This is a genomic window from Rhizobium grahamii CCGE 502 (genome assembly GCF_000298315.2).
GTDB lineage: Bacteria > Pseudomonadota > Alphaproteobacteria > Rhizobiales > Rhizobiaceae > Rhizobium > Rhizobium grahamii.
Map to the genome: position 1 here is coordinate 210,970 of NZ_AEYE02000011.1, position 26,900 is coordinate 237,869.

Sequence of the window (26,900 nt, forward strand, 5' to 3'; positions counted from 1 at the left end):
GAGATCCAATGGCTAGTCTAAGAGTTCTGTGTCAGGTGGATCTCCCATCTGGCACAATCCGCTTTTGGGATGGGTCAGGCGGCCCTTTCGTCGACGCAGACGGTGAAATCTATCGATCCTGCGTTCTGACGGAAGATGCACTGGCTCAAATCGAGGCAGCGATTAACGCCGAAGCGTTCACGCTCTCGCTGGTGCTTTCTGGCATCGACGTTGATACGTCCAACAAGGTCTGGGAGGACTATCAGGCTGGTAATATCGTCGGCTCGCCGTTCCGTATCCTCCTGCAGAAATGCGACGATAGAGAGCAGCCAGTCGGCAATCCAATCACCAAGTTCACCGGCACCGTTTCCAACCTCAATTTCGTTGATCAGGCCAGCGACACTGGCATCAACTCCACCATTCAAGTCGATGTTGCCAACCGTTTCACCTTGCGGTCAGTAACCAACGGCTCGGTTCTGTCCGATGTCGACCAGCGGGCTAGAGCGAAGGTTCTCAATCCTGCCTTGGCAGACGATCGCTTCTGCGAGCGCATCCCGGGGCTCAAGGATCGCACGATCAGATGGCCGAATTGGTAGCGGAGAAGCTTGCGGCCTTCCTAGCCACTCAATCCGTTCGCCCATGGCAGCCCGGCACCGTCGATTGCTGCCTGTTTCTAGCCGATTGGGCCGTCTGGATCGGCCACCGTGATCCAGCCGCTCACCTGCGCGGCATGTATGACAGCGACGACGGCTTCCGTGCCATCATTGCTGCCCACCAAGGCGTTGTTCCAGTGGTCTCGCAGTGCGTTGCCAACATCAACGGGAAGCGCGTCCAGCGGCCGTCCTGCGGCAGCGTTGGTGTCATCGGATCACCAGCCAACATCAACCGCCAGTGGGGCGCCATCTTCGACGGCGAACGATGGCTCATTCGGTTTCGTGACGAAGTCGGGCCGATTGTCGCTCGCCCGCTGGCCATCTGGAAAATTTAAATGCCACAAACACTCGGCCTGCTCCCGCTGATCGTGTCATCACTCGGCACGACGGTCGCCGCGGCAAACGCACTTTATCTTGGCACTGCTGCTCTCCTTTATGGCGGTATTTTTGCTGGCGCGACGTTTCTTTCCAAGGCGTTGGCACCGAAGCCATCTGTTCCGAAGCCGGAAGATGGCACTTATAATCTCAAGCAGTCGGTTCCTTCGCTTCCGATCATTCTTGGAAGGGTGAAGAAGGCTGGAGACTACGCCTTCCTCGAGGAGTTTGGCGGTGTTGCTTACCACATCACCATTCACGCCGGTCACCGAATCCAAGGCTACGTGCAGCACTATCTGCATGACGAAGCTTGCGTGCTGGACGGAGCCGGAAACGTAATATCGCCAGACCACTTCACAGTCGCTGGTCAGCCACGAGTTTCAATCCACACCCGCACCGGGGCGGCCATCGGCGTTCCGTATCCTGATATCGTGAGTGTTTTCCCATCGATCTGGGGCAACGACTTCCGTGGTGATGGGCTGGCGTCAATCAGGATGGTCTGCGAGACGGTTTCTTCGGAGGACTACCTCAACGCATATCCAAATCAGATGCCGGAGCATTCGGCCGTCATCGATGGCCACGCCGAAATCTACGATCCGCGCACCGGAACGTCCGGATTCACCACCAATCTTGCGCTACTTCGCCTCTGGCACCTGACTAGCCCTTATGGCGGCAAGATGTCGCTATCCGACATGTATATGCCGGACTGGATTAACGCGGCCAACGTCTGCGCTCAGACCGTGATAAATAGAAGCGGCGGCAGCGAATTCCGCTATCTTGGTGGCTTTTGGTTTCGCGCCGACAGCGATCCGATAGAAGTCGGTCGCACCATGGACCAAGCTGCTGACATGGTCGTCTACGAGCGCCCAGACGGCAAGATCGGGGTCCACGCCGGCGAGTATGTTGCGCCGACCATAACGCTCACGGCGGCCGAAATCATCTCGTTTGGACTTAACGCCAACGTCGATCCGTCGACGACGGTTTTGGCTGTCCGCGGCAGGTATACCGACCCGACTGACCTCTACAACACCAATGACGCCGCCATCTATGGCAACCCGTACATTGGCGAGGACACCGAGCGGACGATGACGGTGGAAAACGTGGCCGTGCAGTCGCACAACCACATTCAGCGCCTTCAGAAACTGGCCTATATCCGCAGGAACGGCGCCCGAGTTACGATCACCGCGCACTATGATCCTGATAATGATATCTCCTACAGCCGCTTTGTGCGCATCCAGTATGCGCCGAAGCTACCGGTCGGGATTGTTGAGATCACGTCCAAGGTCACGATCTCCTTGTCTGACATGACGGTCAGCTTCAGTGGGATTGTTGTTCCGTCTGGGCTCTATGACTTCAACGCCGCTACGGAGGAGGGGACGCCTGGCAATGCCGTCGTCATCCTGCCGCCAGCTGGCGTGCCGGTTCCTACCGGTTTTAGCGTTGTCATTCAGAATGAAGTTGTGTCTGGAGGGTCGACGGCTGCTTATGCGCTGGCAACTTGGACCAACGTCTCTGACGCCCTGACTTACGAACTGGAGTGGGAGAAGACTTCGGGATCAACCGGGCCTCAGAAAGCCGTCTCTGGCGTCAACGTCTCACAAGTCAGGTCCGCCTATCTCGCTGACGGTGTGCAATACAAGTTTCGTTTGCGGGCATGGTCATCCGGCGCGAGCTCGGACTGGACGGCATATGACACCCGTACAGCCACGGCTGATCCTACGCCTCCAGGCGTGGCAACCGGCGTTTCAGCGACTGGCGGCGTGGGCCAGATAGCCTTCAACTGGACGGCACCTAACAGCGCCAACTACGTGGCGGCACGCATCTATACCAACAGCACCAACACCATGACCGGCGCAACGCTGCGGGCTACCGAATACGGGCCGCCTAGCAGCGCGGATAGCCGGACGATCACTGGATTGGCTGCTGGCACATACTTCGGCTTCGTCGAGGCCATCAATGCATCTGGCACGCCGGCCACGGCTGTCGCCACAGGTTCAAAGACCGTCACCTGATCGAATTTAAGGAAATTCCATGCCTTTGTCTTTCGCGCAAATCCTTCGCGACTTCATCACTGACGGCGTGCCGTCCTCGGGCGCGAACAAGCCAAAGAAGTCGGAGATGCGGGCTTGGGGCTCGTGGGTTGAATCCATCATCTCTGCCTTCACGTCGAACGGCGGGCTGATCTACTCGTCACTGGCTCTCTTGAATGCAGACCTTGCCCGCGCCGCCAACACCATGGCGTGGGTCGTGGGGGACGCCACGGCGGCCAACAACGGCGTTTATGGCAAGGTCGGCGCATCGGGCACCGGCTCGTGGACCCGCCGTAGCGACTTGCCGTTCAGCTTCATCATTGGAGCGGACGCAGGCGCTGGCACGGCTAACGCAATCCAGTCGACGACTTCACTGCCCGTGTCCTCTTCGGCGCTGGTGGTCACGAACGTCTTCCGCGTCAACACCGGCTCGCCGGTCACCATCTCGTTCAATGGCGGAGCAGCCCTTACAATCAAGAGCAACTCTGGAAACGATATCGTTGCTGGCGGCATTGTCGCAGGGATGCTCATTTTCGGGTATGTGTCGGGCTCAACGTTCCGGCTGATCAGTGATCAGGTGGGTTCCGCAATTGTGGCTGCCGCCGAAGCTGCTGCCGCTGCTGCCGCGGCTAGTGCCGCTAGTATCAATCTCCCCTCTATTTCGGCGGGCGATAAGGGCTACGGCCTTACGGTCAACACTGCTGGCAACGGCTACGATAAGAACCCGGTGTCGATCGTTGCATTGACGCGCACTGCATTGAAGGCGTTGACTACCGCAATCGACCGGCCTGTCTATCTGGCTGAGAGCGGACGTGAGGGAATGTTTAAGCTGCGTACAGGCTCACCTCCGGTGTCTGACACACAGGAAGGCGTATATGTCGTCAGCAACACGGCAGGGTTCTACTGGGAGCGTGCTTACGGTGCTGCCCTGCCATCGGTACGGGCTTTCGGCGCCGTACAGGATGCGGTGACGGATGATACAGCGGCATTCCAAGGTGCGCTTGATGTCCTCGGCTCTGCCATCATGCTTGCGTCGCAAGGCCTGAAGTCGAAGATCTCTGGAACGATCCGTCTGAAGAACGATCGCAACCACCTGCTCGGCGTTGGCAGGCCATGGTTGGTTTCCGGCACAGCTACTCCGATCTATGTGGAATCCAGCTTCCAGAAAGTCGGTGGCTTTGTGATTGACGGTGCCGCATCGGTTGCGAATACGGCGATCAGGATTCGCACGTCGCTTCGACAGATGACAACTATCGACATTGGCGACCTCTACCTACAAGACTGTTTCAACGGCATTCAAGACGATAACAGCACGAACGTCGCCATTTTTGTCAAAATCCACGACATCACAATGGCAGGGCATCGCGGCTACGGGATAGCTACCTGGGATTGTTGGGCATCGTACCACATTGATCAGGTTGTGGTTGACCGGGTCGGAAAATCGGGCGTCGACTACAACTACCCGGCGTTCTACTTCAACGGCGCGGAGGGGATCTTCTTCCGAAACTGCGCCCATAACGGAAGCTCCGCTACGGGTATTCAAGCCTTGCAGGACGGCGCGGTCTTTGAGATCTGCAACTTTGTTGAGTTCACGAACTTCATTCCCGACCACTCCGGCGGGCGTGGCATGGTGTTCATCACTTGCGCCAACGTGAAGGGCGACAAGTCGACATTGGTCAACTGCGGGAACCACGGCCTTGTTGCCTCTGGTGGTTCGATGTTCGACCTTGATAGCATCACTTCAACGCAGCTAGCGGCAAGCGCGACTCTAGCTGACGCATTCAACATCGATAGCGTTCAGGGCTTCCGAGCCAAGGGGCTCTACGGTACCGGCTTTAAGCGCAACGGTATCTTCGCGAATGCCTGTCAGAGAATGAATGTTCAAGGCGAATTCTCAAGCAATGCCAACCGCGGGATTGTGACCCTTGGGGCGAGCAGCGCGAATCTCTTCCATGGCTGCCTCACCGCAAGCAACACAGCCGGCAACTATTCGCTGGTCGCCTCGAGCGACTATCTGCGCGACCATATCGTCAGTGCTGGAACAATCGGAGATGCGACCGGGCCGGCAACAGCCTGAGATAGTTGGGGCGGTAACGGTCTAAGCCATCCGGGGGCGTTGGAAAAGGAGAGCGTAGAGCCGCTTTCCTTCCTTCTTCCCCCATGCTTCCACTGTCTTGTTGAGGATGCGAGCCACTGCGAAAACCACGAACGTGACGAGAGGGATGGCGACGGCCCCCGGAACCCCCTTCTCGACCAACACACGCATCATTGCGTACCCGGAAACACCGTGGATGACATAGAGTGGATAGCTGATATCCGCGAAGAAACTGCCGATGGTAGTTCTACCAAATAGCTTAGGAAAACGGGATGCAAAGCCGAATAGGAGAATAGCGAAAGCGTAGCTCCAAATAATCGGTTGGAAAGCCTGGTTAGGCCCAGAGACGATCGATAGAACGAATGCAAGGTATTAGCGTCGATATCATTGCGAACCCTAGGCCTATACGAAGAGCGCCGTTGTACATAAAGTGAAAAGCAACTCCGATAAACATGAAAGCCAAGAACGGCGCCCCCGCCGCAGTAATGGTTCCTGCATACCCTTGGACCGATACACTCAGAAGACGATCAACCGCGATGATAGCTACGGGTACGAGGAAAACCTTGCGAGAAGCACGGCGTATCCACGGAGCGATGAACGCGCAGATCAGGTAGAATTTTACCTCAATCTCCAGTGTCCAAATGATCCCGTCAATTGATGCGGTCGACCTTGTGAGCTCTCTCATCCCAGGAAGAAAATGCGGCAGTATCTGATCAGGAGTGAATGGCCATGGGTTATCGAAGTAGCTACCTGTGAGATAGATGCTCGCGAGTGTGAACAAAAACCCGGCCGCGTAGAGCGGGTAGATCCGAAAGAAACGGCCAAACAGAAACGCTGCTCTGGATCCGCTCTTGATGGAGTAGGGGATCACGAACCCGCTGATTATGAAAAACAGCGAGACCCCGAGCGACGACCAGATGAGATGCGGGATCGAGTAAAGCCAGAAGAGGTAGTCGGGTTCGAGCTGCACGCCTTCGGGCATGACGGGCGCGTTGATCAGCGATGATATGACTGTTCGGTCTCCAGGGAAGAAACTGTGATAGTGCTCTAGCAGGACCATGATAGCCGCAGCTCCCCGTAAGGTGTTTGCGAACTCCACGCGTTCCTTCATCAGCTTCCCCTCTTTGGCCTGTTTGCCTCCTACATGTTAAACACGCGCTGAGGAATAGTTCGCGCGTGGCGCGTCAGGTGGCGTCAGTAACAAAGAGTTTCGGCTGTTTCTATTGCGTCACTACAGGCTCGCTTCGGCGTGCCTCTTTGATGCAACTAGTGGTGCGACGGGCCCGCTGAACGTTTCGGCGTGAGCCAGGAAAGAAGACGATCGATAAAGGAAAACTGCTCGGGTAGGCCGAGGTAGTGACGCCCTGAGTTGGTCAGGGCGTAGGATCTACCTCCGCCCCATCCGCGCCTGATCGTGATCAGGCCAGCCCGTTCGGCGCCCTCGGCCAGTTCAGCCACACCCTCATCAAATCCGCCTTCATCGGCCCAATTGTTGAAGCCGTTGTTCTCGTGGATCGCTGTCAGTAGCTGTCTGAATGTCGTGATCATGCGGCGAACATAGTTCACTATCTAACTCTGCACAATCTGGAGCTTTGAAAATGTTCATCCCCGACTGGCGCCGGGTGCTTTCGCGCGCCTGGTCGCTGCGGCTTATCGAGCTCGCGGCACTGGCCGACATCATTCTCAATCTCGTTCCGGCCGTGTCCGACTTCCTGCCGTGGTGGCTAACCTTGGCACTGCTTGGCGGCGCGTACATCGCCCGGATGCTGGCGCAACCGGACCCGAAACCGACCGACGGAGAAGCCAATGCCAAAACTGAATAAGAAGGCGGTCGCAGCAGTTGCGGCCGTCGCGCTTTCGATCGGCACGCTGATCAAGCCGTGGGAAGGGCTGTCGCTGACCGCCTATCCGGATATCGTCGGCGTGTGGACGGCATGCTACGGCGAGACGCAGAACATCCGCAAGGGGATGAAGTTTACCAAGGCGGAATGCGACGAGAAGCTCCTGACGCGCGTCATGGGCGACTATTACCTACCGCTGACCGAGTGCATCGCCGACTTCGACCGCAAGCCGGTTGAGTGGCAGGCTGCAGCCATCTCCGTGACCTACAACGTCGGCGTAGGCGCTGCCTGCAAGTCGACGTTCGCTCGGCTAGCTCGAGAGGGCCGGATCAAGGAAAGCTGCCATGCCATGACTGCCTTCAATAAGGCGGGCGGCAGGGTAGTGCAGGGGCTCGTCAACAGGCGGAGCGCTGAACTGGCTTTGTGCCTGAAGGGGGTCGCATGAACTCCACCAAAATCACGAACTACACCTTCATCGCGCTGGCTGTTCTGTCATCGCTCGTTGGTGGCCTGCAGCTGCTGGACTGGTCCGCATTCCTCACGAAGGATCAGACGATCGCCGTCATGAGCTTCCTCAGTTCCTTTGGTGCTGTGGTCAAGTTTTGGGTGGCGAGCGCTGAATTCTACGCCAAGCAGTTGGTTGCAGCACAGACTGCCGAGCAGGTGACGCAATGATCGCCGCCCTAACCAGCAAATGGGCCGCCTACGCCATCGGCGCCCTCGTTGCGGTCGGCCTCGTCCTGCTTGCCGTCAACGCCATATACAATCGCGGCTATGAGGCTGCGGCCGAAAAGGGCAGGGCGGAGGTCGCCGAGCTCAAGGCCGCGGCAGTAGATGCCCGCGACAAGGAAGAAAGCCGCCAGTACGCTGCCAACGAAGCAGCGAAAGCCCGCGAGGGCATCCGCATTGCCGAGATCGAGGCAGAGAACCAATCCCTAGAACAAAAGATCGAGGAGTTGCAGCGTGCAGCTAAGCAAGATCCTGATGCTGGCCGCACTGCTCTCAGTGCTCCCGGCGTGCGCCGTATCAACAAGATCCGCTAATCTCATCGTCCCGCCGGCGCCACCTCGGCTAGCCGCTCCAGACAGTGTGCTCGTGCAGAAGTGCGTCGGGCCGGTCGATATTGGCGACAAGGAACTGACGCAGGCGGAATTGGAACACCTTTGGATCACAGACCGCCAGCGGCTGCTGACGTGCGTTCGACGCCACCTGGCGCTACGCGACTTCTATGCCGACCGCGACGGCAGGCTTTCCGGCAGGGCGGTGACGAAGTGACGCAAGTTAAATTGGTGTGCGATGCCTCCAAATTGGACGCTGCACTATCGACGCTTTCCGATGCGGCCGAGCTTTTTCCGGAAGTCTGCGAGCGTCTTATCTACATTCTCGATGCCGGCCAGGAGCTCGTCAGCCTGAAATGCTACGGTACGACCACAACCCTCGCAACTGAAGTATGTGTTGTTCTGTATCCAAGCGATACTCTTCTTCGTCTTGTGACCGCAGCCAGGGCAGGGGATGCTGATTTCTGCGTCTTCGAACATGCAACTCCTCCGGATGACGATTCGCAGGGCAACACAACCGGTGAGGCCATGCAATGACGCCGGAAGAGATCATGAAGGTTGTCCTATTTTTCCTCACTCTTGCGGGTGCGGGGTGGGGCATATGGTGGAAGATCGATGGCCGAGTAAGCAAGGGTGAAGAAGCAGCGGCCAGCCGCATTGCTGCCGCCGAGGCAAAGGCCGACAAGGCACTGGACGAGCTTGCCAGCCAACGTATCCATGTGGCTGAGCATTACGTTTCGAAAGCCGGCCTGCGCGAGACCACGGATCAGATCATGGAGGCGATCAGCGGCGTGAAGGCTGCGGTCGACAACATGACGCTTCGCGTCGATCGCATCGTCGAGGCGCAGGGTAGGCGGACGACGACGCGGGGGTAGTGACACAAAATCATTTTGTCACCACTCGTTGTATAGGTAATGATTCCCACATATATACGTGACAAAATGCAACCAGAATCACGGAGGCGGATGCGATGTACAATACACGTCACGTGTTAAATACTCTGCTGCAACGCGCCTTCAAAGAAGGGCGGACAGACGTATCGCCCATGAAGGCGCAGAAGCTTCTCTTCTACACCCATGGGTGGCACCTCGCCACCACCGGGCACCCAGCGATCGAGCACAATTTCGATGTTTGGCAGTTCGGGCCCGTAGTTCCTGATCTCTACCATGACCTTAAGCACTTTGGCAGCGGGCCCGTAAGTTCATACGTCAAGAACCCGTTCGAGGATAAGCCGTTTGTGGTCAACCCGATGAAAAAGGCGCTTTACGAGTCTCTGGATATTGCCTGGGAAAAGTATATCGGGATTCCGGCAGTCAATCTCTCGGCCATGACCCATGAGGTTGGCTCACCATGGGACGTGGCAAGGCGACAGGGTCTATCAACAATACCCAATGCACTGATACGAGATTATTTTGTTAGATCTGCCTCCCGTTGAGACTACTCTCGTATCGATAGAAGATGCTCGGAGGGCCGAACCAACGGTACGGCCGCCAGACGAGCTTGCTCTCGAGGAGATGAAGAACAATCATGCCGCCCGCACACACAGGATGCAACGCGGCCTGATTGGACTTATTGTCGGGACGGGGCCGGAAAAGGCAGGAAACGTTGCGACCGTGGCAATCGTCGCGTCGTTTGCACTCGTGATGATCGCGTTCTTCAGATTTGATTTCGCCACTCAGTTCGAGCTTTTCTTCAAGATCCTTACAACGATGCTGGGGCCGGTCGGCCTGGCTCTAGGCTATCTGTTTGGGTCGAAAGAAAAGGGCAGCTAGAACCAGCCGCGCCGCACTACGCGCTCGTAACCAAGCCGCCTCTCCTTAGCCGGGGAGGCGGCCTTTTTTATTCTACCGTGTCGGGTTGCATCCTGCCTTGGCGATGGGGACTATAAGCCCATACTCATCCACCCCCTGTTTCATGAGGTCACAAAGTACGGGGCTCGATCCAAACGCCACCATAAATGTGTTTCTCCATCCCTCGTATGTTTTGTGGCTCCAACGCCTCGCCGCAAACGAGAGGATAGCATCCATAACGTCCAGCCTGCTCTCCGCCACAGCCAAGATCAGGTTCCTGTTGGGATCGTCGTCTTTCATCGTCTTCCCCTCGAAGAAGTACGGCCGGAGGTCGGGCTTGGCGACGAAAGTTTGCAGTTGCGCTTGCCAATCGGACGTCATCTTTTGATAGACGGTGTGGTCGGCTAGCCTGTTCGCTTCGAACCACTGCAGCGCGGCAAATAGAATGCTACAGGTAGCCAAGAGCGAAATCGCTGTTTTAAGATATTCAAGCCGAAGCTTTATTTCTTCCCGACGCTCGGCTCTTTCCCGTCCCGAACCTCCGTTTTCAGCCACTGAATCCCCTCCAGCAAATTGATTCGCTTGGGCAGCCACAGGCTGTAATTACAGCACCCTGATACGGTTCCCGCTAAGCATCTCGATATCGCCTTCAGATTGCATCGCATAGAGGGCATTGACAACCTCGTCCTGCGTAAAATTCATCTCGATCACAAGGCGAGGCCCGATATCCAAGAGGTCGATGGGGGTGCCTGGTGCCGCCTTGCTGTTGGCAGCATCGATAATCGCCGCTCTGATGTCTCTGGTGTCCATTAGCTCTTTAGATAGTGAACCCATTTCTGCAAACAAATAAACTCGAGGCCAAGGACTGATTCCACGCAGCCCTTGGCCAAGGATCTTACGACCCTGCGTCGCGGTTAACCAAACCCGTGCTCAACGCCCAGCCACGATGCCTGCCGAGGTGCCGAAAAGATATCCGTAAAATGTCGTATTTTTTGCGCGGCAGGTAAGAAAAAGCCCCACCTGAACAGGAGAACAGGCGGGGCTCTGGGACTAGGAAAGCGGAAAAAGAGGACTGTCATCTCCTTTTCCGAGCGTCCAACAAACCGCCTGGGCGTTTGTTCCCATCATCCATCGCACAAAAAGCGCTTTCTCATAAAGAAGCCCCGCCTGACACGGATCAAGCGGGGCGAGGTGGGGACTCGGAACAGAAGGAACAGGATGACGGTCCTGCACTTTCCACTGCTGCAACAAGCAGGCCCCGCAATTGTTCCTAGCAGAGAATGATCGGGTGGAAGGAAGGCTCGGGCGACAACCCCTGTGGGTAAGACCGGGAAGCTTCGACGGGTTCTTGCAACATTGCTCGAAGCCTCCCGGCGTCCGACAGGATCGGACAGTAAAGCTCGAACAAAGCATCCCGCCCTCTTGTTCCAACATACACTGCGAAAAAAGCCCTGCGCAGGCAGGGATGATAATTACTGAGGGGTTTCAAGCGACTACTGGATCGTTCACATCCCTATTGTAGCGGCAGAACTGCTGCCCCCTCGGACGGGTAATCAACCCATCCGCGATCACGGCAATATTGCTCCCCGGCAAGTACGGCTAATCGTTGACTGTCGAACGGGCCGAGCATTTGAATCGTTCCACGGAAGCTCACAATCAAGGTGCGATCGACCAAGTCGAAGATCAGTTGCATCCCATCTTCATAAGGCATAGGCCGCTCGTCATTGCTATCTTGGCTAACTGGCTCAGCTTACCAATGTTCCCGGCTAAAGGTAGCCTTCTTACGAAGGAGCTTGGTAAGACGACGATGGTAGGTCGAGCGCGGGGAAGCAGAAAGAGGGCATTTGAACTGGTTCCCAGACTGTTCGCTACCGTACAGGACGAGCAGGCGGCCGACCCACTCAATGCAGCACTGCCCTTCATGAGCCGGCCTCGCGCCGTCGTTTTGGGGTGGTCCGGCGCTTTCAAAGACATAGTGACGAGCGACTGTATCTTCTATGTAACGAACGTACGAACAGAGAAGGGGAGCCGGGAGCGGGGTGTTGCTCCCGGCGTCGAGCCCGCTACAGGAGTGCAGTGGAAGTGGGTTCGGCTTCCCTGAACAACGAAATAGGCCGACTGTTCCAGGGCAGCCCTAAAAATGCACCGCAGGACGCAACAAATTGCGGGATAATCAAGTTGGGGATGTGCCGAGGTGAAAGCAGCTCATGCGGCCGGATGCGGAACTGTATTCGAGTTCGGGCAGTATTCGAGACGCGGGCCGGCCCTACCGTCAAGTTGTATGGTCAGCGGAGGCCCTGGGGCGTGCTATATGGGGCTGGTCGATCCTCAGGGCCACCTACCGAGTTATCAGCGGGTATACGCTCCCACGGGTAACCCGATCATCGTACGCCTGTCCTCAGTTCAAGGCAAACAACCACGCAATACTCGAAGTGGGCTCGCGGCCTTCGAAACGCCACTTGGCCATCCTTGTCTCCACCAGACGTGCCGACGCCCGCACGCCTCGTATAGGGGCTGCGAGAAAGTCAGGACAATGCCGATCTACGATCGATCAAACAAGCTAGCAAGGATCAAGGGGAGCCGTTCAGACAATCGCCGGAAGAAGCACGGGTTCCGCCCTTCGTGTATGCTACTTGAGCATTTTGCGAACGGCTTCGAGAAGGAAGCTCGGCTCCGTCGGCTTCCCCAGGTTGATGGCGTCGGAGAGCACCGGGTTATATCTCAAATCATCGGCGGTATGCGCAGAGGCAAGGACGAACGGGATTTCCAATCGTTGAAGCTCCAGCGCTACCGGCGTCACAATCGTTCCATGAAGATTGACGTCGAGGACTGCGACATCTGGCCGATCCTCCTCTATCAAATCGAGCGTGTGCTCGTTGGTGGCGGCCGGGCCTAGTACCAGGAACCCTGCCGAGGTCAATATTTGTTGAAGGTCGTCAGCGATGAAAAACTCGTCTTCGACAACGAGGATTTTAATCCTGTCTGCGTCTTTCTCGTCGCCCAGGCTGCTCACGTTACCTCACAGTGGAATCTTGATGGTGGCCTTAAAGCCGTCAGGCGGATAGGTAAGTTCCGCACTCCCGCCAATATGGGCGGCGAGACCTTCGATCAGGTCGGTTCCATAGCCCTTTCGCTCCGGCCGAGAGACACGCGGACCTGCTTCTTCCCGCCAGTGGCACAGGAGGAAATTTCGTCCCCGCTTGCCGGCTTCCAGCTCCCACGTTACCCGGACCTTACCATCAGGAACAGAAACGGACCCATGTTTCATAGCATTGGTAGCGAGTTCATGAAGTATCATGCTTGCTGGAACAACCTTCGCAGATTGCAGCTCAACGGGCGGGCCAGAGCATTCGAGCCTTGACGCGACCGTCGGGCCGACTGATTCTCTCAACAGCGTTTCGTACTCAGTCATCACGCCACGTGCGGCAATTTCCTGGCTCAAAAAGGTCATGCCCAGTCTTTCAAGGACCGATTCCTTCAAGCGCGCCGCAGCCGGATCGTCGGCCCTGATGTTCTTTACGACAGTCAAGGCGACGGCCGATTGGTTCTTCATACGATGACGCATCTCCGCGATAATGAAGTCCATTTCCGCGTCATGGCGCCGACGCTCCGTGACATCTTCGAAGATGACCATAAGGTTGGGACTGTTGTCGTCCGGATGAACGAGGCGTCGAGCGTCGACGAGAAAGGTACGCTGGCCCAGCGTCGGAAAAGTGTGCGTTACTTCGAAGCCAATTACGGCGGCCGATCGCGGGATTACGAAAGATAGGAGCTGTCGCAGATCAGGAATGTTCCATTGCCCATCTCCGAGGCCGAAGAAGTTTTGCGAAAGAACATTCTCACGTTCGACTTGGAACGCCTTTATGAAGGCATTGTTGGCCGTAGTTACACAGTAATGCTGGTCCAGGACGACAACCGGCTGAGTCATGGTATCGACCACGCCTTGAGCCTGCACATGCCCTGTCTTCATCAGGCGATACAAATCTTCCAGTAACATTGATACCCCGGCGACCAGTCCATCCGCTGTAAGCCTCGTGGCTGTTAGGAACTAATAGCGGTAACCGCGATTAGTTCCATGACACTGCCAACAACAAGGAGAAGAACAATGGCGAACCCGGGTCCAATCGCATCAATAGACAAAAGACCTGAAACCAGAAATAAGCTCAACAAGCGATCCAAGGCTAACGCCTTCCGAACTGTCCAGGTACTACCCCCGCATAGGGTCGATCTGACGCTGCATCCGACCACTCAGGAGCAGATGAGCATTCCCCCGAAGATCAATCGCAAGAATTAGAGGCCGGCACCTACCAGTGTCGACCTCTGGTTGTCCCCGATACTAACGGCTCGAACAGTTCTTGCTGCGCATTGCGTTCTGAATCGCCTGCACCTTGCCCTTGGCGACAGCGACTTGGCCTTCCTTGTCGCCACCGAACGTGCTTGATGTCGGGACGCCAATTAGGAACACGCCGACGGCATCGCCTGTTGCGGCGTCGTTCTGGGCCTTGGAGACAGTAGCGAGGTTTTCCTGTTCTTTCACCAGTTCAGCTGCGAGCACCGGACAGCTCGACCCAGTGTATGCTGCCATTGGAATGTCAACCGGCACGATCGCGTCAGGACGCTTCGCACAGGAAGTAGCGGCCAGCAGGCTTGCCAGCACGACGTATCGCAATTTCATGAAAACCCCTCGGAAAATAGTCTTAACCCGCGGCTACCTATGCATGCCGTTAATTTGCGGGGAAGGGGTCATTTAAGGTTGCGCGGACTTTTCCACTGCAGCAACTATGCGAGCGCACCAGCACAAACAAAAAAGGCCGGCGCCTCCCCAGCGTCGACCTTCCTCAACCTGTCTCAACAACAACCGCCAGTACATGCGTGGTCGGGCCGATGGAGACACGGTAAATTGAGTGTAGACCTTTGTAGGCAGGCGTCAAGTATTGCTCACGGAGCGTGCTGCCACCACTTCACGATGCGCTGCACCTCCGCCTTGCCTTCGTCTGTCAGCGCGTATGTCTCAACCCCATCGCGGTAGCCTGCAAAGCGAATAGCGCCCTTGTCAATCAACCATTGAATATGGCTCGGGCCGGCCAATGGGATCTCATCCAAGGTCTCGCATTCCGGATGATTGGCCATGAACATGAGTACGCGCTCGAGCTTCCTGTCTAAGCCGAGCTGCGGCCGGTATTTCTCACGCCGCTTCTGCTTCTTGATTTTCCATTGATCGTAATTGCTCAATGGGTGCTCATCGTCCTCCGACGGCGCTTCCGCAGAAGCTGCTAAACCGCTCAGATCATCGAGCTTTAGGTCGATCGCCTTCCGATCCCATTTGCGGGTGCCTGGGATTGCGGGCGGCATCTTGCCGGATGATACCCACATAGAAAAACAAGTTGGCCAGACCCCGCAGTAGGCGGCGGCTTCTTTGCGTCCGATGAGGCGGGGAGGGTCGGTCATGAGCCACCCCATTTAACGTGGGTGCGGCTCGCCAGAAGTGGGTCCTTCCACCAATCCAGACTACGCCAGAGATCCGGTACGGGCAGGGTGTTGATCGTCTGTAGCAAGGACTCGCGCGGCACGTTGGTGTAGAGACGGCTCATATCGTCGGCAGCGTGGCCCAATATCTGGTCTTTGATGTGCTGGTGGACGCCGTTGACAACTAGCTGTGTCGAGACACTGTGCCTGGCTGTGTAGGGGCTAATGTCGTTGATGGGATCCATGGCCCTGGCAAGGCGCTCGCGTGCGCCGCTAATCGACCCTTTCAACTGGCCGCCCCTGCCTTCGAACAGGGTGTATGGGCGGCCTCTGTAAGTGCGAAACAGCTGGCGGTACTTGTCCCTGCGCGCTTTCAACGACGCAAATAGCGGCACCAGGAACTCATGCATTGGCACTCCTCTCGCCTCGCCAGTCTTTGAACTGCAGACCACGATCCACCGCTTGTCGACATTCACGTCCGCCGCCTCGAGCGTGAAGAGTTCGATTGGGCGCATCCCTGTGTAAAACAGCGCAGTCATTACCATGGCTGGTGCGGGCGACATATTGCTGACGAAGACTGCCGCACGATCATATTCAACTGGCCGATTACCGCTCCTCGAACTGGTCCGGCGCCTTGCCGTTCCTTTTGGCTTGCGCGGCCGTTGCCACTTCCGCAGATCCGCCCAGTCGTTCTTAATTGCGTTGTTCCACACAGCAATAAACGGGGTGTAGCACTGTCGATTTCTGGTCTCGGGCAGCGCGCCCTCGTAGAGCTTGAACGCGAGCGCATCGATGTCGCGCTGGTTTATCTCGCGCAGCAGCTTCGATCCAAAGGCTTCCGTCAGCGTCGAGAGATATCGTGGGGAGCCGCCGCTGTGCAGATAGGCGTCAGCGGCCTCTTGAAACGTCACGCTGACTTTCTTGCCAAAAATGCTTTCCTGAAGCAGCCGCTGCTCTCTGACAATGCGTATCATCTCAGCAGCGTCACGGTCCGAGGTTTTGGTGCTTTCCCTGACTTTTAGGCCACGCACGCTTCCTTGCAGGATCCAATTGGGGGACTCGCGACGCCTGACCAATTTCAATGGCATGACCTTGACCTCCGGAAAGAGTAAACCTTTGCCGCCGGCACGAATGCCGAGAGCTGAGCGAGGTCTCCTCTTGGTGGTGGTGTCCGTTGTCCGAAGACCGCGGGTGCGGATTGGTGAGCCGCAAGGGAAATTTAGGCAGCCGGTGAGGGCGGTCAACCTTGAATGTATTGGCTGAAGTGTTCCGAGACTAGCTCGAATAAGTCGTCCGCTTCCCGTGGATCGAGCCCTTGCACGATGAGGAACCAGGCCGTCCATTCACAATCTGACGCTCGGTCTAGATGACTAATGAGGTGGCGGCCAACTACCTCCATAGTCGAGGTGGCGCCGTCGCCGTTGATGGTGAGAGTGATCCGGTCCCCAACACTCGGAACAGTGTTGCTCAGATCGGACAGCAAGTGCTCGGCTTGGATCTCGTATTTTCCGTCGCTATCTCGCTCAAGGAAATACACCACGTCATCGATGATTTTGTTTGCCAATGGGCCATCCTATCCGCCGATGGTGCCGGTGCCGCTTTCTGGGCGGTCGCGTAGCTTTATGACACCTTCGCCGCGGTCCTCCTCGATGAAGACGACGCCGGCCGATTCGAGGGCGGATTGGATTGCGGCAAGGTTGTTTGCGATCGGCATGCGCTTGCCCGATTCAAAATCCCGTAAAGTGGATGGTGAAACCCCTGCTGCGGCAGCGAGAGACGGCTGCGTCATCTCTACCATGGCCCTAGCGGCTCGGCATTGTGCGGGAGTCATAGCTGGCAACCTCATAAAAAAACGACAATGTCATTATTTTTTATTGACATTGTCTTGGTGTTGGTGTTTTCTACTGACATACACAATTGGTAATGCCAACGCAACGAGGAGCCACCACAATGACCACTCACGCACCCATCAAACATTCCGACAGAACCGCTTTGCCGCGCGGCCTCCTTCCGAGAAGACGACGGTTCGTGAATCCTGATTATGAAATGACTTACCAGATCGGCCAGCCGGTCACCCTCAAATGCACGGACGAGGCCGCGTATGTAGTCGGCCGGATCCAGATCGTCGGATGCTTGGACGAGTATTTAATCCAAATCGTCGGCGCAGATTGCGACGCGCTCCGAGTGCTCGAGCATCAGATTAGTTGAGTTTCTTACCCCGGCCGGGGCGGCTTGGCGCTTGAACACGTCGGGCCGGCCGGGCGGCAGGTGGCACATGACGCCTCCGCCCGGTACACCTTGAGGCGCGATGTTGCGCGCCGGCTAGCGAAAACGCTGGCCTCTTTTCTTCGCCGGTCTCACCAATCGGCAACGCCCGAGCCACCACGAAGGGCGCACCACAGAGGAGACTGGGCCGTCGGCGCGAATGCCGCCGGTTTTTTTTGTTTACCGGATCTCAGGTGCCGTCTTAACCGGGACCACCTGATATTTCGCCATCAGCTCGTCGAGGTAGTTTTCGAAACGCCGATCGTACCCGCCGAACTCTTCGGATGTCGGGTCTGTTTCAATGTACTCTCTGTAGCTTGGCCACCGGAGCATCGCGATGATAAATCGCTCCCAGCCGGGCCATTGGAAATCGGCGATCTCCGTCGTCCGCGCTCGATTCACCCACGCATTTTCAAAGATTGACGTAAGCATGTCGTAGAAAAGCATCCTGCGTGCACGGTCTGCCGATGACATTTTGTCGGGAGTGTCCATCCACGGCATGACTCCAAGCTCTGGATACTGAAGCAACGTGGTTAGAAGACTGAAGTATTTGTCATTGATGGACCGATATCCATCGTTATATGCATCGATCCGAGCTTGTTCGGCCGCCTCCGCCGCCTCTCTGGCTTCCTTCCTTCGCTCTCTCAACCAGTTGAACCCTTCCCAAAGGAGCCCGAGAGCACCAAGCGAGAGAAGTGCTTTTACGTAGACTACAAGATCACCCCAATAGACAGCAAACAACGACCACAGAGTGTCCATGCCAATCGCCTCACCGGTTCGATCCTCGGATGCTGCCAGAAGTAGTGTGTGGTGTCGATTGCGCGATTCCGGCGGCCGGCTGCTCAGCCGCAGTATTGCGTAGCGAACGACGTGGGGCGGATTAAAAAGGCCCGGAAAACTGGGAGTAACCGGCCCCCTGGCCCCATGAGGGTTAGAGGCCAGCTTTGCAATGTGGCTGTCATAGAACATTGCGGATCGTAACTGATACCGATGCGGAAGGTTCCAAAGAAAGGCCCGGCGGGGAGGGTACCAGCCGGGCCTTTTGCGGACCTTGGCAAATGGGCAATGCTTGGTCCCAGCAGCGTGTGTGTGGGGGCGCTGCAGCTAGGTAAACAGACGGCGAGGTAAAAGGTTCCGAATGGCCACCGCTGACGTTTTAGTGATTGCTTAAGTATTTGGCGGTTACATTCACGTGGTCACGGAGGTTATCGTGACAACGCAACGCCGACTTGACTCGAAAGGCTCGTCTCCTGTTCCTAGTGGCGAGCCTTTTCTTATGGCGCTGGCAAAAAAGGCCCGACGCTAATGCTCGAGCCTCCAGCGCTGGACTCTGTTGGGACTGGATTCCAGCTTTGCAACGGTTGTGACATCATTGCTACCAGCAAACATACAGCCGAAGCGGAAGTTCCGTCCAGAAAAGCGAAGCCAGGCGAGGGAGGGCATCCTACGCCGGGCCTGATGTGGACCTGCGATGCTTGGTCCCACAGCGTGTGTACGCAGCGCTGCAACAGTAAAACCTGCGCGGCGGCAGAAAGTTCCGTTCTAAATTTTAGTAATTACTTAAGTAATGGCAGCTACAGTCAGATTGTCGCGGACAGGTTATCGTGACAGCAGGCAACATCTACATGCATGACTCGAAAGGCTCGTCCCTGTGCTTAGTGGCGAGCCTTTTCTTATGGAAGAACTAGGGCATCCAGCCCGGGGGCGGATGCCGGGGCTTTTTAGGTGCCGTCGTTAACGGAGACAATGTCCCGTGCGGGCTCTAAGATCCGCATCGCATGGCATCGTCGTCACTTGCACTTCCAAGTTTTGCTAAACGACACAGCCATGAGGCCGGCGGCGCCGTCATTTCTGTACTCTGGAAACGTCTTCAGATACTTACAATACACGTCGGCCAACTGTCCGGCAGTCACCCCTGATGGTATACAGTAGAACCGCGTAGCGTTGTCTTTCTCAGTAAGCAGTTGATACGTGTCTACGACACCCATCACCTAGCTCAATACGGAGCCGCGACGATCGTCGGTACGGCACTGCTCGTAGATGTCGTTTCCCGTCAGGAAATCACAGAAGCCCTGCGAAGGGAGCAAAGCAACGGCTCCGGCGATAATGAGTTTTTTCATATCGCGAGGGACCTACTGATTTTTCGTCCGACCGACTTCAGCAAGCCAATAGGCATGGGCCTCAGCCTTGCTGTGAAAATCCCTTTCCTGACGAGCCTTGCCGTCGGCGTTCGTGGTGACGACCCGCCACCCCCCATCTTTTTCTTCTATCCCAACAGTTACCGTTGGTTTGTCCCTGAAACCCATTTTCCCCTCCAAGCTGGCCGATCCGGCAACAAACGCATACGAGTTGATTTGCGTCAATGGCAGGATTGCAACACGAGACCGGCCGTCTAAATCTTATCTCCGTGGCCCCGCAAGAATTTCCTCTGTCGGGATAGCATCTTCCAGAATCAGGTCCGCCCAGATCTGCGCCAATGCCTTGCGCCTCTCGATATGCTGAGCTCGGTTATAGGCGCCTTCGACCTTATCTTTGGGAACGTGGGAAAGCATCAGGTCGATTACTCGATTGTCGGCCGGGAAACGCTCATTCATCACCGATGAGAAGGTGGACCGCCAACCGTGCGGGACATGACGTCCGTGATAGCCGGCGCGATTGAGGAGATACCCGATCGCATTCTCGCTCATAGGCTTGTGGGAGTGTCGGGTATTCGGAAATACCCACGGTCCTCGGCCTGTGAGGGCGCGCAATGCGGCGATGACTTCGGTGGCTTGCCTTGGCAGCGGAACAAGATGATCCCTTGCTTCATCGTCCTTGTGACGCAGGCGCATCTTCATCCTAGCAGCGGGGATGACCCAGAGATCGTCATAGATACCATTGAGTTCCGACCATGGTGTAGTCTGGACGGCACCGGGTCGGACAAATGTCATGGCCAGGAGACGATGCGCCAATTTTGTGACTGGATGGGCTTTCTCTTGCTCCACCCGTCGAAGCATTTCCCGTGCCTCTTCGAGGCTCGTTATTGCGGGTTGACGCCCCTTCTTCAACGGAGCGAGTGCGCCGATGACCTGGGTAGCCGGGTCGAATTCGGCTAATCCAGACGAAATTGCGAATTGAAAGACAGCGCTTATTCGTTGTCGGAGCCGACGGGCCGTCTCAATTGCTGGCCGGGCCTCGACCAACCTCAGCACTCCGACCAGGCTAGGAACATTGATCTCCCGGACGGGCACATTTCCAATGTGCGGAAAAACCATCTTCTCTAGGCTACCGATCACGTCATTCGCGTGTCGCGGTACCCAAGTTTCCTTGTTGAGCTTGAACCATTCGCGCGCGACAGCTTCGAAGGTATTTTCGACATTCTGGACAGCACTGAGCTTTTGCAGTTTTTTGACTGTCCCTGGATCTTTCCCGGCGCGAAGAAGTGCTTTCGCCGAATCACGCTGACTCCTTGCCTCCAGCAGGGAGATTTCAGGGTAGGGGCCGATTGACAGAAGTTTTTCGGAGCCGTTGTACCGGTACTTTAGTCGCCAGAGCTTCGATCCGCTTGGGGCAAGTAGGATATAAAGGCCGCCACTATCAGCCAGCTTCTTCGGCTTTTCCGAAGCCTTTGCCTTCTTGATCTGCATGTCAGTTAGCATCAATACCCCCAATCTATCGCCATGCTACCCCCATATGCACCCCCAGAAATGCGGGATCGCACGAAAAAGCATGGGAAGGCACGGCAAAAGCAACAGCCAGAAAACCCAGGTTTTCAAGGCTTTCCGACAATGTATGGGAAAAGGTGAAAAAGACAATTGGCGGAAGAGGTGGGATTCGAACCCACGGTACGGTTTCCCGCACGCCGGTTTTCAAGACCGGTTCCTTAAACCACTCGGACACTCTTCCATGCAGTCGATTGAATGCCGTTTTTGAAACCGGCTATTTTTGCTGCGTCGCCTATCGCGGTCAACGCAGGCATGGAGCGTTTAAAGCCGTTCGCTGACAGCGTCAACTGGTCTATCGGCGTAGGGTTAGTACTGGAAGGAACTTTGCGCCTGCTGCGTCACTCGTGGAGCGCATTATCGGGAGTCTTAAATTAGTGATTTATTAACCATATTAATTAGAATTATCCCTATCTTGGCGAAATGCTTCGCAAAATTGCCATGAAAGCCGCATGATTAAAGTCTCGTTAGGTTGGTGGGATTAGGGGTGTCTGACCCGGATCGGGGCAGATTTCTTAACCATAACGGTCTTGAGCGGCGTGGGACATATGAGACGAGACTACGGGGCGGCGTCATTCGCAACAGGAATGCGATGGGTTGGGCTATCGCTGATCTGTGCAACGGTTACGGCTTGTGGCACCGCGCCGACACCGACAAAACGCACGCACGGCAAGGAATATTTTTCCGAGAAGGAATACGGCGTCAAGGCCAGTCCGCGCGTTGCCACCGGGAACAATATCCCGAAGGGCGGCGGCCGCTATATGGTCGGAGACCCCTATGTCGTGAAGGGCAAGTGGTATTATCCGAAGGAAGATTTCTCCTACAACAAGGTCGGCATCGCGTCCTGGTACGGCTCGGCCTTCCATGGTCGCCTTACGGCAAACGGTGAAGTCTACGACCAGATGCACCTTTCCGCTGCACATCCGACATTTCCCTTGCCGAGCTATGCGCGCGTGACGAACACGGAAAACGGTGCGTCCGTCGTCGTGCGTGTCAACGACCGTGGCCCGTATCACGAGGGGCGCATTATCGACCTATCCAATAAGACCGCTGATATGCTCGATCTGCAGCATAGTGGCACCGGAAACGTCCGCGTTCAGTATGTTGGTCGTGCCCGCATGGATGGCCACGACATGCCCTATCTGATGGCCTCCTATGTGCCGAAGGGCAGCCGCATTCCAGGGATCAATCCGGGCGGGGGACAGATCGCCAGTGGCGTTATGGTCGCCTCCAACAGCAAGCGCATAACGGCTGATCAGTTGCAAAGCTTCGGCGGCTTCACGCCGGAACCGGAAAATGTGCCTGTGCCGGTTTCGGCGACGTCTTATGCCGGCTCGACCCCCAGTGCCCGCTACAACGCCACGCCTATTCCGACGCCAATGCCGTCACCGTCCTTCGGTGGCGTCGCTCCCTTGGCGGAGCCAGGGGCCGGGCAGATGGTTGTCCTGCCGGAGTTTGGACCCTTCCCATACGAGCGTCCCTATGGCGGCTCACGGGGTTCTCTCGCGATGGGATATCAGGAGGAACGTGCAAAGACCGTGACGGTCGAGCTCGCCTTCGATGCGGTGATGGTTCGCAACGATGGACTGACGCAGGACTCCATCCTTGCATCCTTCAAACGGCAGAAGGCGGCGGCTGTATCCGGCAAGTAACAGACGCGATTGCGTCGCGGCCGGTCCGCCATTAGCATCTTCAAAGTCGCCCGAGCTATGGGGTTTTCGGTGTTGAAGCGTCTCGTTCAACTCTGTGTTTGTATCCTGCCTTTTGCAACGGCGGCCGTTGCCGCAAGCAATGATATCAACGCATCCTTTGTCACCAAGGCCGCGCAAGCCTATATGATCGAAGGATCCACCGGCACGGTGCTTCTTGCCAAGAACGAGAACCAGACTTTCTCGCCGGCGTCGCTGGCGAAGCTGATGACGATGGATCTCGTCTTTGATGCGCTCGCGAAGAACCAGATCACCCTCGATACGCAATATCCCGTTTCCGAATATGCTTGGCGAACCGGCGGTGCGCCATCGCGCACGGCAACGATGTTTGCTGCCCTCAAATCGAACGTCCGCGTCGAGGATCTGATCAAGGGCATCGCCATTCAAGGGGCTAACGACAGCTGCATCATTCTCGCTGAAGGAATGAGTGGCGGCGAGCCTGCCTTTGCCGCCGCCATGACCCGGCGGGCTAAGACTCTCGGCATGGAGCGGTCCGTCTTCGGCAATTCGACCGGACTGCCTGATAGCAAGAGCAAGACGACTGCGCTCGACATGGTGACTTTGGCTGCGGAATTGCAGAAATCCTATCCCAATCTCTATCCCTATTTCGCCCAGCCAGATTTTGAATGGAACAGGATCTTCCAGCGCAACCGCAATCCTTTGCTCGGTTTCAACATGGGTGTTGATGGGCTGGCCACCGGCTTTGCCGAAGGGGAGGGGTACTCGATCGTCGCCTCGGCTGAGCGCGACGGCAGGCGGCTGTTCATGGCGCTGGGCGGGATTGCCTCCGACAAGGAGCGCACGGAGGAAGCGAAGCGAGTGCTCGAATGGGGGCTGACCGCATTCGAAAGCCGGCAGATTTTCGCCGACGCCGAGGTAATTGGCCAGGCAAGCGTGTATGGCGGAACGCCGCGCAGCGTAGATCTCGTCGCCAGGGCTCCTGTGAGCGTCTATATACCGATCAATAATCCCGAGCGGCTGTCGGCGCGCATCGTTTACCGCTGGCCTTTGGTGGCGCCGGTGGAGGCGGGGCAGGAAATCGGAACGCTTCGCATCTCAGCGGGCGCCCGCCTGCTGCGTGAGGTGCCGCTCTATACGAAGGAGACGGTGGCAGTGGGCTCGTTGAGCAGCCGCGCCGTCGATGCTCTCATGGAACTTGGTGAGACGCTGCTGTTCTCGTGGCTGTGGGATAAGCCCGAACCCACCTGATTGCCTTATTTAGTGTTCACCATGAGAGTTGCTGTCGGGCGGTTTCGTTTTTCGCCGCCTTCCGCTAGATGTACGGCAGTGATGCGCCGTAATGCAGGAAGTAGTCATTGCCATCCAGTACTGGATTGTTCGTAACGTTTGAGGGCGGGGAGGGCGCGGGTAAGTCGACTCAGATCCGTCGCCTTGCCGAAGCTCTTCGCACTCGGGGCCATGAGGTGCTGCTGACGCGAGAGCCGGGCGGTTCGCCAGGTGCGGAAGCGGTGCGTCATGTGCTTTTGTCGGGTGCAGCCGAAGCCTTCGGGACACGCATGGAAGCGATCCTTTTTGCAGCCGCGCGCAATGATCACGTTGAGGAAATCATCCGACCCGCGCTTACGGGCGGAAAGGTTGTCCTTTGCGATCGTTTCATGGATTCTTCCCGCGTCTATCAGGGCGTGACCGGCAATCTGGAGTCGGAATTCATCGAGGCGCTGCAGCGCGTGGCGGTGAATGGGATCGTGCCGGATTGCACGCTTGTTCTCGATCTGCCGGCCCAGGTCGGCTTGGAGCGTGCCCGCAGACGGGGGGTGGCGGTCGACCTAAGCCCGGATCGTTTCGAGAAGGAAGAGCTCGAGACCCACGAGAAGCGCCGGGAAGCCTTTCTCGATATCGCCGCCCGCGAGCCAGGCCGTTGCAGCGTGATCGACGCAATGCAGACTGAAGAGGCCATCGCGGTAGAGATTCTGGAGATCGTCTGGCAGCGTCTGCAGCACCCGGCGGCGGAGAAGGTAGCGGAAGCAGCGCATGAGTGATGAACGGCCGGGATTGCTCGACGGCGCCATTTGGCCAGCCGAGAACATGAAGCTATTTGGTCACGAGAACGCCGAGGAGTTCCTTGCGCAATCGTACCGCTCGGGTAAGGGTCACCACGCGGTTCTAATCGAAGGGCCGCCGGGCATCGGCAAGGCAACTCTGGCGTTCCGGTTTGCCAATCATGTCCTAACGCATCCTGATCCTGCGCGTGCGCCGGCGTTGTTGGCGGATCCTGATCCCGCTTCACCGGTTAGCCGCCAGATTGCCTCCGGCGCGTCGCACAATCTGCTTTACCTGGCGCGTCCCGTTGATGAGAAGACGGGGAAGGTCAAGTCCGCGATCACTGTCGATGAGGTGAGGCGGGCAGGGCGCTTCTTTTCACAGACATCTGGCACCGGTAATTGGCGGATCGTCATCATCGATCCGGCGGACGACATGAACCGCAATGCCGCCAACGCCATCCTGAAAATTCTCGAGGAGCCGCCGAAGCGCGCCCTGTTCCTGCTCATCTCGCATGCTCCCGGAAAACTGCTGCCGACGATTCGCTCTCGCTGCCTGCCGCTGAAGCTAACGCCGCTTGAAGACGGCGCCCTCGGTGCGGCGCTTGCACATCTTGGCATCGAGGCCGGCGACCCTGATCTGCTTGCCGCCGCGAACGGCAGCGTCGGCGAGGCGCTGAAGCTGGTGAACTACGGCGGCGGCGAGATTGTCGAAGCCTACAACGAGGTTCTGCGAACGCAAGGGGCATCGGCGCGCAGGGCGATGCATCGGCTGGCGGATGCCCTTTCCGGCAAGGACAGCGACACAATCTTTGAGTTCTTCACGGGTCACGTCAGCGAAGACCTGATGCGCAGGGCGCGGGCGGCCGCGATTGCGGGGCAGGTTGCGGCCGCCGAGCGGCTCGCCCGCCTGCATTCCGACATAAGCGAGCGGCTGACGGTTTCGGACGATTACAATCTGGATCGGAAGCAGACGATCCTCAGTATCCTGGGCGACATCAAGCAGCCCGGTCCTTGATCAGGTCGCCAGCAGCTTCCAGGCGACGACGGAGAGTGTCAGCGCAAGGACGATGCGGATCGTTCGTTCATGAAGCTTTGGTGCGATCAGGCTGCCGGCAATGATGCCCGGTATCGAGCCAACCAGAAGCGCAAATAGCATTCCCCAGTTGATCTCACCGATCATCCAATAGCCCATGCCACCAATCAGCGTCAGCGGGACGGCGTGGACGATATCCGAGCCGACGATTTCTCGGACATCAAGTCGCGGGTAGAGCACGAGCAGGACAGTCACACCCAGGGCGCCGGCACCAACCGATGTCAGGGTCACCAGTATGCCAAGAGCCAGGCCGAGCACCGTTGTCCAGATGGCAACCGTAACCGGCTTAGGTGGAGAGCGCTCTCCGATTGCGCGTAAGGCGAATCCCAGGACCTGCTTGCGAAAAACCAGCATCAACGCCGTCATGACAAGCAGCCACCCAAGCGCCGTCGTGATCGTGTGTGCGACTTCCACGCTTTTGCGGTCGACACCCGCCATCAGCCAAAGCATCAATAGGGCAGCTGGAACGCTGCCAGCGGCAAGACAGCCGACGATACGCCAGTTTATCCTACCGTGCATGCCGTGCACCGCCGTGCCTGCCGTTTTGGTGACTGCCGCGTAGAGCAGGTCGGTGCCAACGGCCGTGGCCGGATGAACACCAAAGACCAGCACCAGCAGTGGCGTCATCAGCGATCCGCCACCAACGCCGGTGATGCCGACCAGCGCGCCGACGAGTAGCCCCGAGAGGGAGTAGAGAGGGTCGAAGCTCGAAAAGTCAGTCAAGCAGGCGACCTCGGTTCTGCGCGTGAATGCTGCTGCCAAGTGCTGGAGATGTCACGTCGCCGATGCCCCGCCTTTTGAGTTTTCTTTGGGTAGAATGCGCCTAAAATCGAGTCAAGTGC

Annotated in this window: 37 protein-coding genes and 1 tRNA gene; 18 read left to right on the plus strand and 20 right to left on the minus strand. The window is 57.1% G+C overall.

What is annotated here, in order from left to right; genetic code table 11:
- The first annotated feature begins 8 nt into the window (after positions 1-8).
- Genes RGCCGE502_RS09315 through RGCCGE502_RS34460 form a run of 4 tightly spaced genes read left to right on the plus strand, consistent with a single transcriptional unit; the run spans position 9 to position 5,114 of the window.
- On the plus strand, positions 9-575 hold the full coding sequence (locus RGCCGE502_RS09315; RefSeq protein WP_040674257.1) for a hypothetical protein: 567 nt from the start codon (positions 9-11) through the stop codon (positions 573-575).
- Positions 560-967, plus strand: coding sequence for a DUF6950 family protein (locus RGCCGE502_RS09320; RefSeq protein WP_016553907.1), 408 nt, complete (start codon positions 560-562; stop codon positions 965-967). The genes RGCCGE502_RS09315 and RGCCGE502_RS09320 overlap by 16 nt, the downstream gene beginning before the upstream one ends.
- Positions 968-3,019, plus strand: coding sequence for a phage tail protein (locus RGCCGE502_RS09325; protein ID WP_016553908.1), 2,052 nt, complete (start codon positions 968-970; stop codon positions 3,017-3,019).
- A 19-nt stretch (positions 3,020-3,038) separates the two neighbouring features.
- Positions 3,039-5,114 (plus strand): hypothetical protein, encoded by a 2,076-nt coding sequence (locus tag RGCCGE502_RS34460; RefSeq protein WP_016553909.1) that lies wholly within the window; start codon positions 3,039-3,041, stop codon positions 5,112-5,114.
- A 21-nt stretch (positions 5,115-5,135) separates the two neighbouring features.
- On the opposite strand, the gene RGCCGE502_RS37200 is transcribed toward RGCCGE502_RS34460, so the two are convergent.
- From RGCCGE502_RS37200 to RGCCGE502_RS09340, 3 genes are all read right to left on the minus strand, one after another.
- Complete coding sequence (locus RGCCGE502_RS37200; protein WP_176705683.1) at positions 5,136-5,306, minus strand: hypothetical protein; 171 nt, start codon at positions 5,304-5,306, stop codon at positions 5,136-5,138.
- A 160-nt stretch (positions 5,307-5,466) separates the two neighbouring features.
- Complete coding sequence (locus tag RGCCGE502_RS09335; protein WP_016553910.1) at positions 5,467-6,243, minus strand: acyltransferase family protein; 777 nt, start codon at positions 6,241-6,243, stop codon at positions 5,467-5,469.
- A 155-nt stretch (positions 6,244-6,398) separates the two neighbouring features.
- Positions 6,399-6,698, minus strand: coding sequence for a hypothetical protein (locus RGCCGE502_RS09340; RefSeq protein WP_016553911.1), 300 nt, complete (start codon positions 6,696-6,698; stop codon positions 6,399-6,401).
- 32 nt (positions 6,699-6,730) lie between these two features.
- On the opposite strand from RGCCGE502_RS09340, the gene RGCCGE502_RS35235 reads away from it, so the two are divergent.
- The 9 genes from RGCCGE502_RS35235 to RGCCGE502_RS37755 all read left to right on the plus strand — a co-directional run bounded on the left by RGCCGE502_RS35235 (position 6,731) and on the right by RGCCGE502_RS37755 (position 9,803).
- The gene (locus RGCCGE502_RS35235; protein WP_081647243.1) at positions 6,731-6,955 is read left to right on the plus strand and encodes a DUF7940 domain-containing protein; all 225 of its coding nucleotides are present in this window, start codon (positions 6,731-6,733) and stop codon (positions 6,953-6,955) included.
- Positions 6,939-7,418 carry a lysozyme gene (locus tag RGCCGE502_RS09345; RefSeq protein ID WP_016553913.1) on the plus strand — a complete coding sequence of 160 codons (480 nt, stop codon included), beginning with the start codon at positions 6,939-6,941 and terminating at the stop codon, positions 7,416-7,418. The genes RGCCGE502_RS35235 and RGCCGE502_RS09345 overlap by 17 nt, the downstream gene beginning before the upstream one ends.
- A complete protein-coding gene (locus RGCCGE502_RS09350) occupies positions 7,415-7,648 on the plus strand; it encodes a hypothetical protein (protein WP_016553914.1) in 234 nt (77 codons plus the stop codon). Before RGCCGE502_RS09345 ends, RGCCGE502_RS09350 begins: the two co-directional genes overlap by 4 nt.
- Positions 7,645-8,016, plus strand: coding sequence for a hypothetical protein (locus RGCCGE502_RS09355; protein WP_016553915.1), 372 nt, complete (start codon positions 7,645-7,647; stop codon positions 8,014-8,016). The genes RGCCGE502_RS09350 and RGCCGE502_RS09355 overlap by 4 nt, the downstream gene beginning before the upstream one ends.
- 52 nt (positions 8,017-8,068) lie before the next feature.
- Positions 8,069-8,248: a hypothetical protein gene (locus RGCCGE502_RS37890; RefSeq protein ID WP_016553916.1), complete on the plus strand. Its 180-nt coding sequence runs from the start codon at positions 8,069-8,071 to the stop codon at positions 8,246-8,248.
- The gene (locus RGCCGE502_RS09365) at positions 8,245-8,568 is read left to right on the plus strand and encodes a hypothetical protein (RefSeq protein WP_141652308.1); all 324 of its coding nucleotides are present in this window, start codon (positions 8,245-8,247) and stop codon (positions 8,566-8,568) included. Before RGCCGE502_RS37890 ends, RGCCGE502_RS09365 begins: the two co-directional genes overlap by 4 nt.
- A gap of 14 nt (positions 8,569-8,582) precedes the next feature.
- On the plus strand, positions 8,583-8,906 hold the full coding sequence (locus tag RGCCGE502_RS09370) for a hypothetical protein (protein WP_244441678.1): 324 nt from the start codon (positions 8,583-8,585) through the stop codon (positions 8,904-8,906).
- Between the two features lie 95 nt (positions 8,907-9,001).
- On the plus strand, positions 9,002-9,466 hold the full coding sequence (locus tag RGCCGE502_RS34465) for a Panacea domain-containing protein (protein ID WP_016553919.1): 465 nt from the start codon (positions 9,002-9,004) through the stop codon (positions 9,464-9,466).
- Between the two features lie 178 nt (positions 9,467-9,644).
- The gene (locus tag RGCCGE502_RS37755) at positions 9,645-9,803 is read left to right on the plus strand and encodes a hypothetical protein (RefSeq protein WP_206742491.1); all 159 of its coding nucleotides are present in this window, start codon (positions 9,645-9,647) and stop codon (positions 9,801-9,803) included.
- Positions 9,804-9,875: 72 nt separating this feature from the next.
- Here the strand turns inward: RGCCGE502_RS37755 and RGCCGE502_RS09385 are convergent, their stop codons facing one another.
- The 10 genes from RGCCGE502_RS09385 to RGCCGE502_RS09440 all read right to left on the minus strand — a co-directional run bounded on the left by RGCCGE502_RS09385 (position 9,876) and on the right by RGCCGE502_RS09440 (position 17,133).
- On the minus strand, positions 9,876-10,376 hold the full coding sequence (locus RGCCGE502_RS09385) for a hypothetical protein (RefSeq protein WP_016553921.1): 501 nt from the start codon (positions 10,374-10,376) through the stop codon (positions 9,876-9,878).
- A gap of 48 nt (positions 10,377-10,424) precedes the next feature.
- A complete protein-coding gene (locus RGCCGE502_RS09390; protein ID WP_016553922.1) occupies positions 10,425-10,631 on the minus strand; it encodes a hypothetical protein in 207 nt (68 codons plus the stop codon).
- Positions 10,632-11,334: 703 nt separating this feature from the next.
- Entirely contained in the window at positions 11,335-11,532 is a 198-nt protein-coding gene (locus RGCCGE502_RS09395; protein ID WP_040674265.1) for a hypothetical protein, read from the minus strand.
- Between the two features lie 918 nt (positions 11,533-12,450).
- A complete protein-coding gene (locus RGCCGE502_RS09405) occupies positions 12,451-12,834 on the minus strand; it encodes a response regulator (RefSeq protein ID WP_016553924.1) in 384 nt (127 codons plus the stop codon).
- 6 nt (positions 12,835-12,840) lie between these two features.
- Positions 12,841-13,818 carry a PAS domain-containing protein gene (locus tag RGCCGE502_RS09410; RefSeq protein ID WP_040674271.1) on the minus strand — a complete coding sequence of 326 codons (978 nt, stop codon included), beginning with the start codon at positions 13,816-13,818 and terminating at the stop codon, positions 12,841-12,843.
- A gap of 339 nt (positions 13,819-14,157) precedes the next feature.
- On the minus strand, positions 14,158-14,496 hold the full coding sequence (locus tag RGCCGE502_RS09420) for a hypothetical protein (RefSeq protein WP_016553927.1): 339 nt from the start codon (positions 14,494-14,496) through the stop codon (positions 14,158-14,160).
- Between the two features lie 263 nt (positions 14,497-14,759).
- A complete protein-coding gene (locus RGCCGE502_RS37210) occupies positions 14,760-15,269 on the minus strand; it encodes a helix-turn-helix transcriptional regulator (protein ID WP_016553928.1) in 510 nt (169 codons plus the stop codon).
- Positions 15,266-16,375 (minus strand): tyrosine-type recombinase/integrase, encoded by a 1,110-nt coding sequence (locus tag RGCCGE502_RS09430; protein ID WP_016553929.1) that lies wholly within the window; start codon positions 16,373-16,375, stop codon positions 15,266-15,268. The genes RGCCGE502_RS37210 and RGCCGE502_RS09430 overlap by 4 nt, the downstream gene beginning before the upstream one ends.
- Before the next feature lie 152 nt (positions 16,376-16,527).
- Entirely contained in the window at positions 16,528-16,851 is a 324-nt protein-coding gene (locus RGCCGE502_RS09435) for a hypothetical protein (protein ID WP_016553930.1), read from the minus strand.
- 9 nt (positions 16,852-16,860) lie between these two features.
- Entirely contained in the window at positions 16,861-17,133 is a 273-nt protein-coding gene (locus tag RGCCGE502_RS09440) for a helix-turn-helix domain-containing protein (protein ID WP_040674273.1), read from the minus strand.
- 104 nt (positions 17,134-17,237) lie between these two features.
- On the opposite strand from RGCCGE502_RS09440, the gene RGCCGE502_RS09445 reads away from it, so the two are divergent.
- Positions 17,238-17,495 carry a hypothetical protein gene (locus RGCCGE502_RS09445; protein ID WP_016553931.1) on the plus strand — a complete coding sequence of 86 codons (258 nt, stop codon included), beginning with the start codon at positions 17,238-17,240 and terminating at the stop codon, positions 17,493-17,495.
- Positions 17,496-17,732: 237 nt separating this feature from the next.
- Here RGCCGE502_RS09445 and RGCCGE502_RS34470 read toward each other — a convergent pair whose 3' ends face one another.
- From RGCCGE502_RS34470 to RGCCGE502_RS09465, 6 genes are all read right to left on the minus strand, one after another.
- Positions 17,733-18,311, minus strand: coding sequence for a hypothetical protein (locus tag RGCCGE502_RS34470; protein ID WP_016553932.1), 579 nt, complete (start codon positions 18,309-18,311; stop codon positions 17,733-17,735).
- Between the two features lie 1,031 nt (positions 18,312-19,342).
- Positions 19,343-19,540 carry a Rap1a/Tai family immunity protein gene (locus RGCCGE502_RS39070; RefSeq protein ID WP_016553933.1) on the minus strand — a complete coding sequence of 66 codons (198 nt, stop codon included), beginning with the start codon at positions 19,538-19,540 and terminating at the stop codon, positions 19,343-19,345.
- Positions 19,541-19,543: 3 nt separating this feature from the next.
- Positions 19,544-19,672 (minus strand): hypothetical protein, encoded by a 129-nt coding sequence (locus RGCCGE502_RS38720; protein ID WP_019279821.1) that lies wholly within the window; start codon positions 19,670-19,672, stop codon positions 19,544-19,546.
- Positions 19,673-19,684: 12 nt separating this feature from the next.
- Complete coding sequence (locus tag RGCCGE502_RS37215; RefSeq protein ID WP_019279822.1) at positions 19,685-19,858, minus strand: hypothetical protein; 174 nt, start codon at positions 19,856-19,858, stop codon at positions 19,685-19,687.
- 93 nt (positions 19,859-19,951) lie between these two features.
- The gene (locus tag RGCCGE502_RS09460) at positions 19,952-21,190 is read right to left on the minus strand and encodes a tyrosine-type recombinase/integrase (protein WP_019279823.1); all 1,239 of its coding nucleotides are present in this window, start codon (positions 21,188-21,190) and stop codon (positions 19,952-19,954) included.
- A gap of 157 nt (positions 21,191-21,347) precedes the next feature.
- Positions 21,348-21,437, minus strand: a tRNA-Ser gene (locus tag RGCCGE502_RS09465).
- Between the two features lie 364 nt (positions 21,438-21,801).
- Here RGCCGE502_RS09465 and RGCCGE502_RS09470 point away from each other — a divergent pair.
- The 4 genes from RGCCGE502_RS09470 to RGCCGE502_RS09485 all read left to right on the plus strand — a co-directional run bounded on the left by RGCCGE502_RS09470 (position 21,802) and on the right by RGCCGE502_RS09485 (position 25,980).
- Positions 21,802-22,905 carry a septal ring lytic transglycosylase RlpA family protein gene (locus RGCCGE502_RS09470; RefSeq protein WP_040674276.1) on the plus strand — a complete coding sequence of 368 codons (1,104 nt, stop codon included), beginning with the start codon at positions 21,802-21,804 and terminating at the stop codon, positions 22,903-22,905.
- A 57-nt stretch (positions 22,906-22,962) separates the two neighbouring features.
- Positions 22,963-24,171, plus strand: coding sequence for a D-alanyl-D-alanine carboxypeptidase family protein (locus RGCCGE502_RS09475; RefSeq protein WP_016553936.1), 1,209 nt, complete (start codon positions 22,963-22,965; stop codon positions 24,169-24,171).
- A 107-nt stretch (positions 24,172-24,278) separates the two neighbouring features.
- Positions 24,279-24,962 (plus strand): dTMP kinase, encoded by a 684-nt coding sequence (gene tmk, locus RGCCGE502_RS09480; protein ID WP_040674278.1) that lies wholly within the window; start codon positions 24,279-24,281, stop codon positions 24,960-24,962.
- Positions 24,955-25,980 carry a DNA polymerase III subunit delta' gene (locus tag RGCCGE502_RS09485; protein WP_016553938.1) on the plus strand — a complete coding sequence of 342 codons (1,026 nt, stop codon included), beginning with the start codon at positions 24,955-24,957 and terminating at the stop codon, positions 25,978-25,980. The genes tmk and RGCCGE502_RS09485 overlap by 8 nt, the downstream gene beginning before the upstream one ends.
- On the opposite strand, the gene RGCCGE502_RS09490 is transcribed toward RGCCGE502_RS09485, so the two are convergent.
- Positions 25,981-26,781, minus strand: coding sequence for a sulfite exporter TauE/SafE family protein (locus RGCCGE502_RS09490; RefSeq protein WP_040674363.1), 801 nt, complete (start codon positions 26,779-26,781; stop codon positions 25,981-25,983).
- Positions 26,782-26,900: the final 119 nt, after the last annotated feature.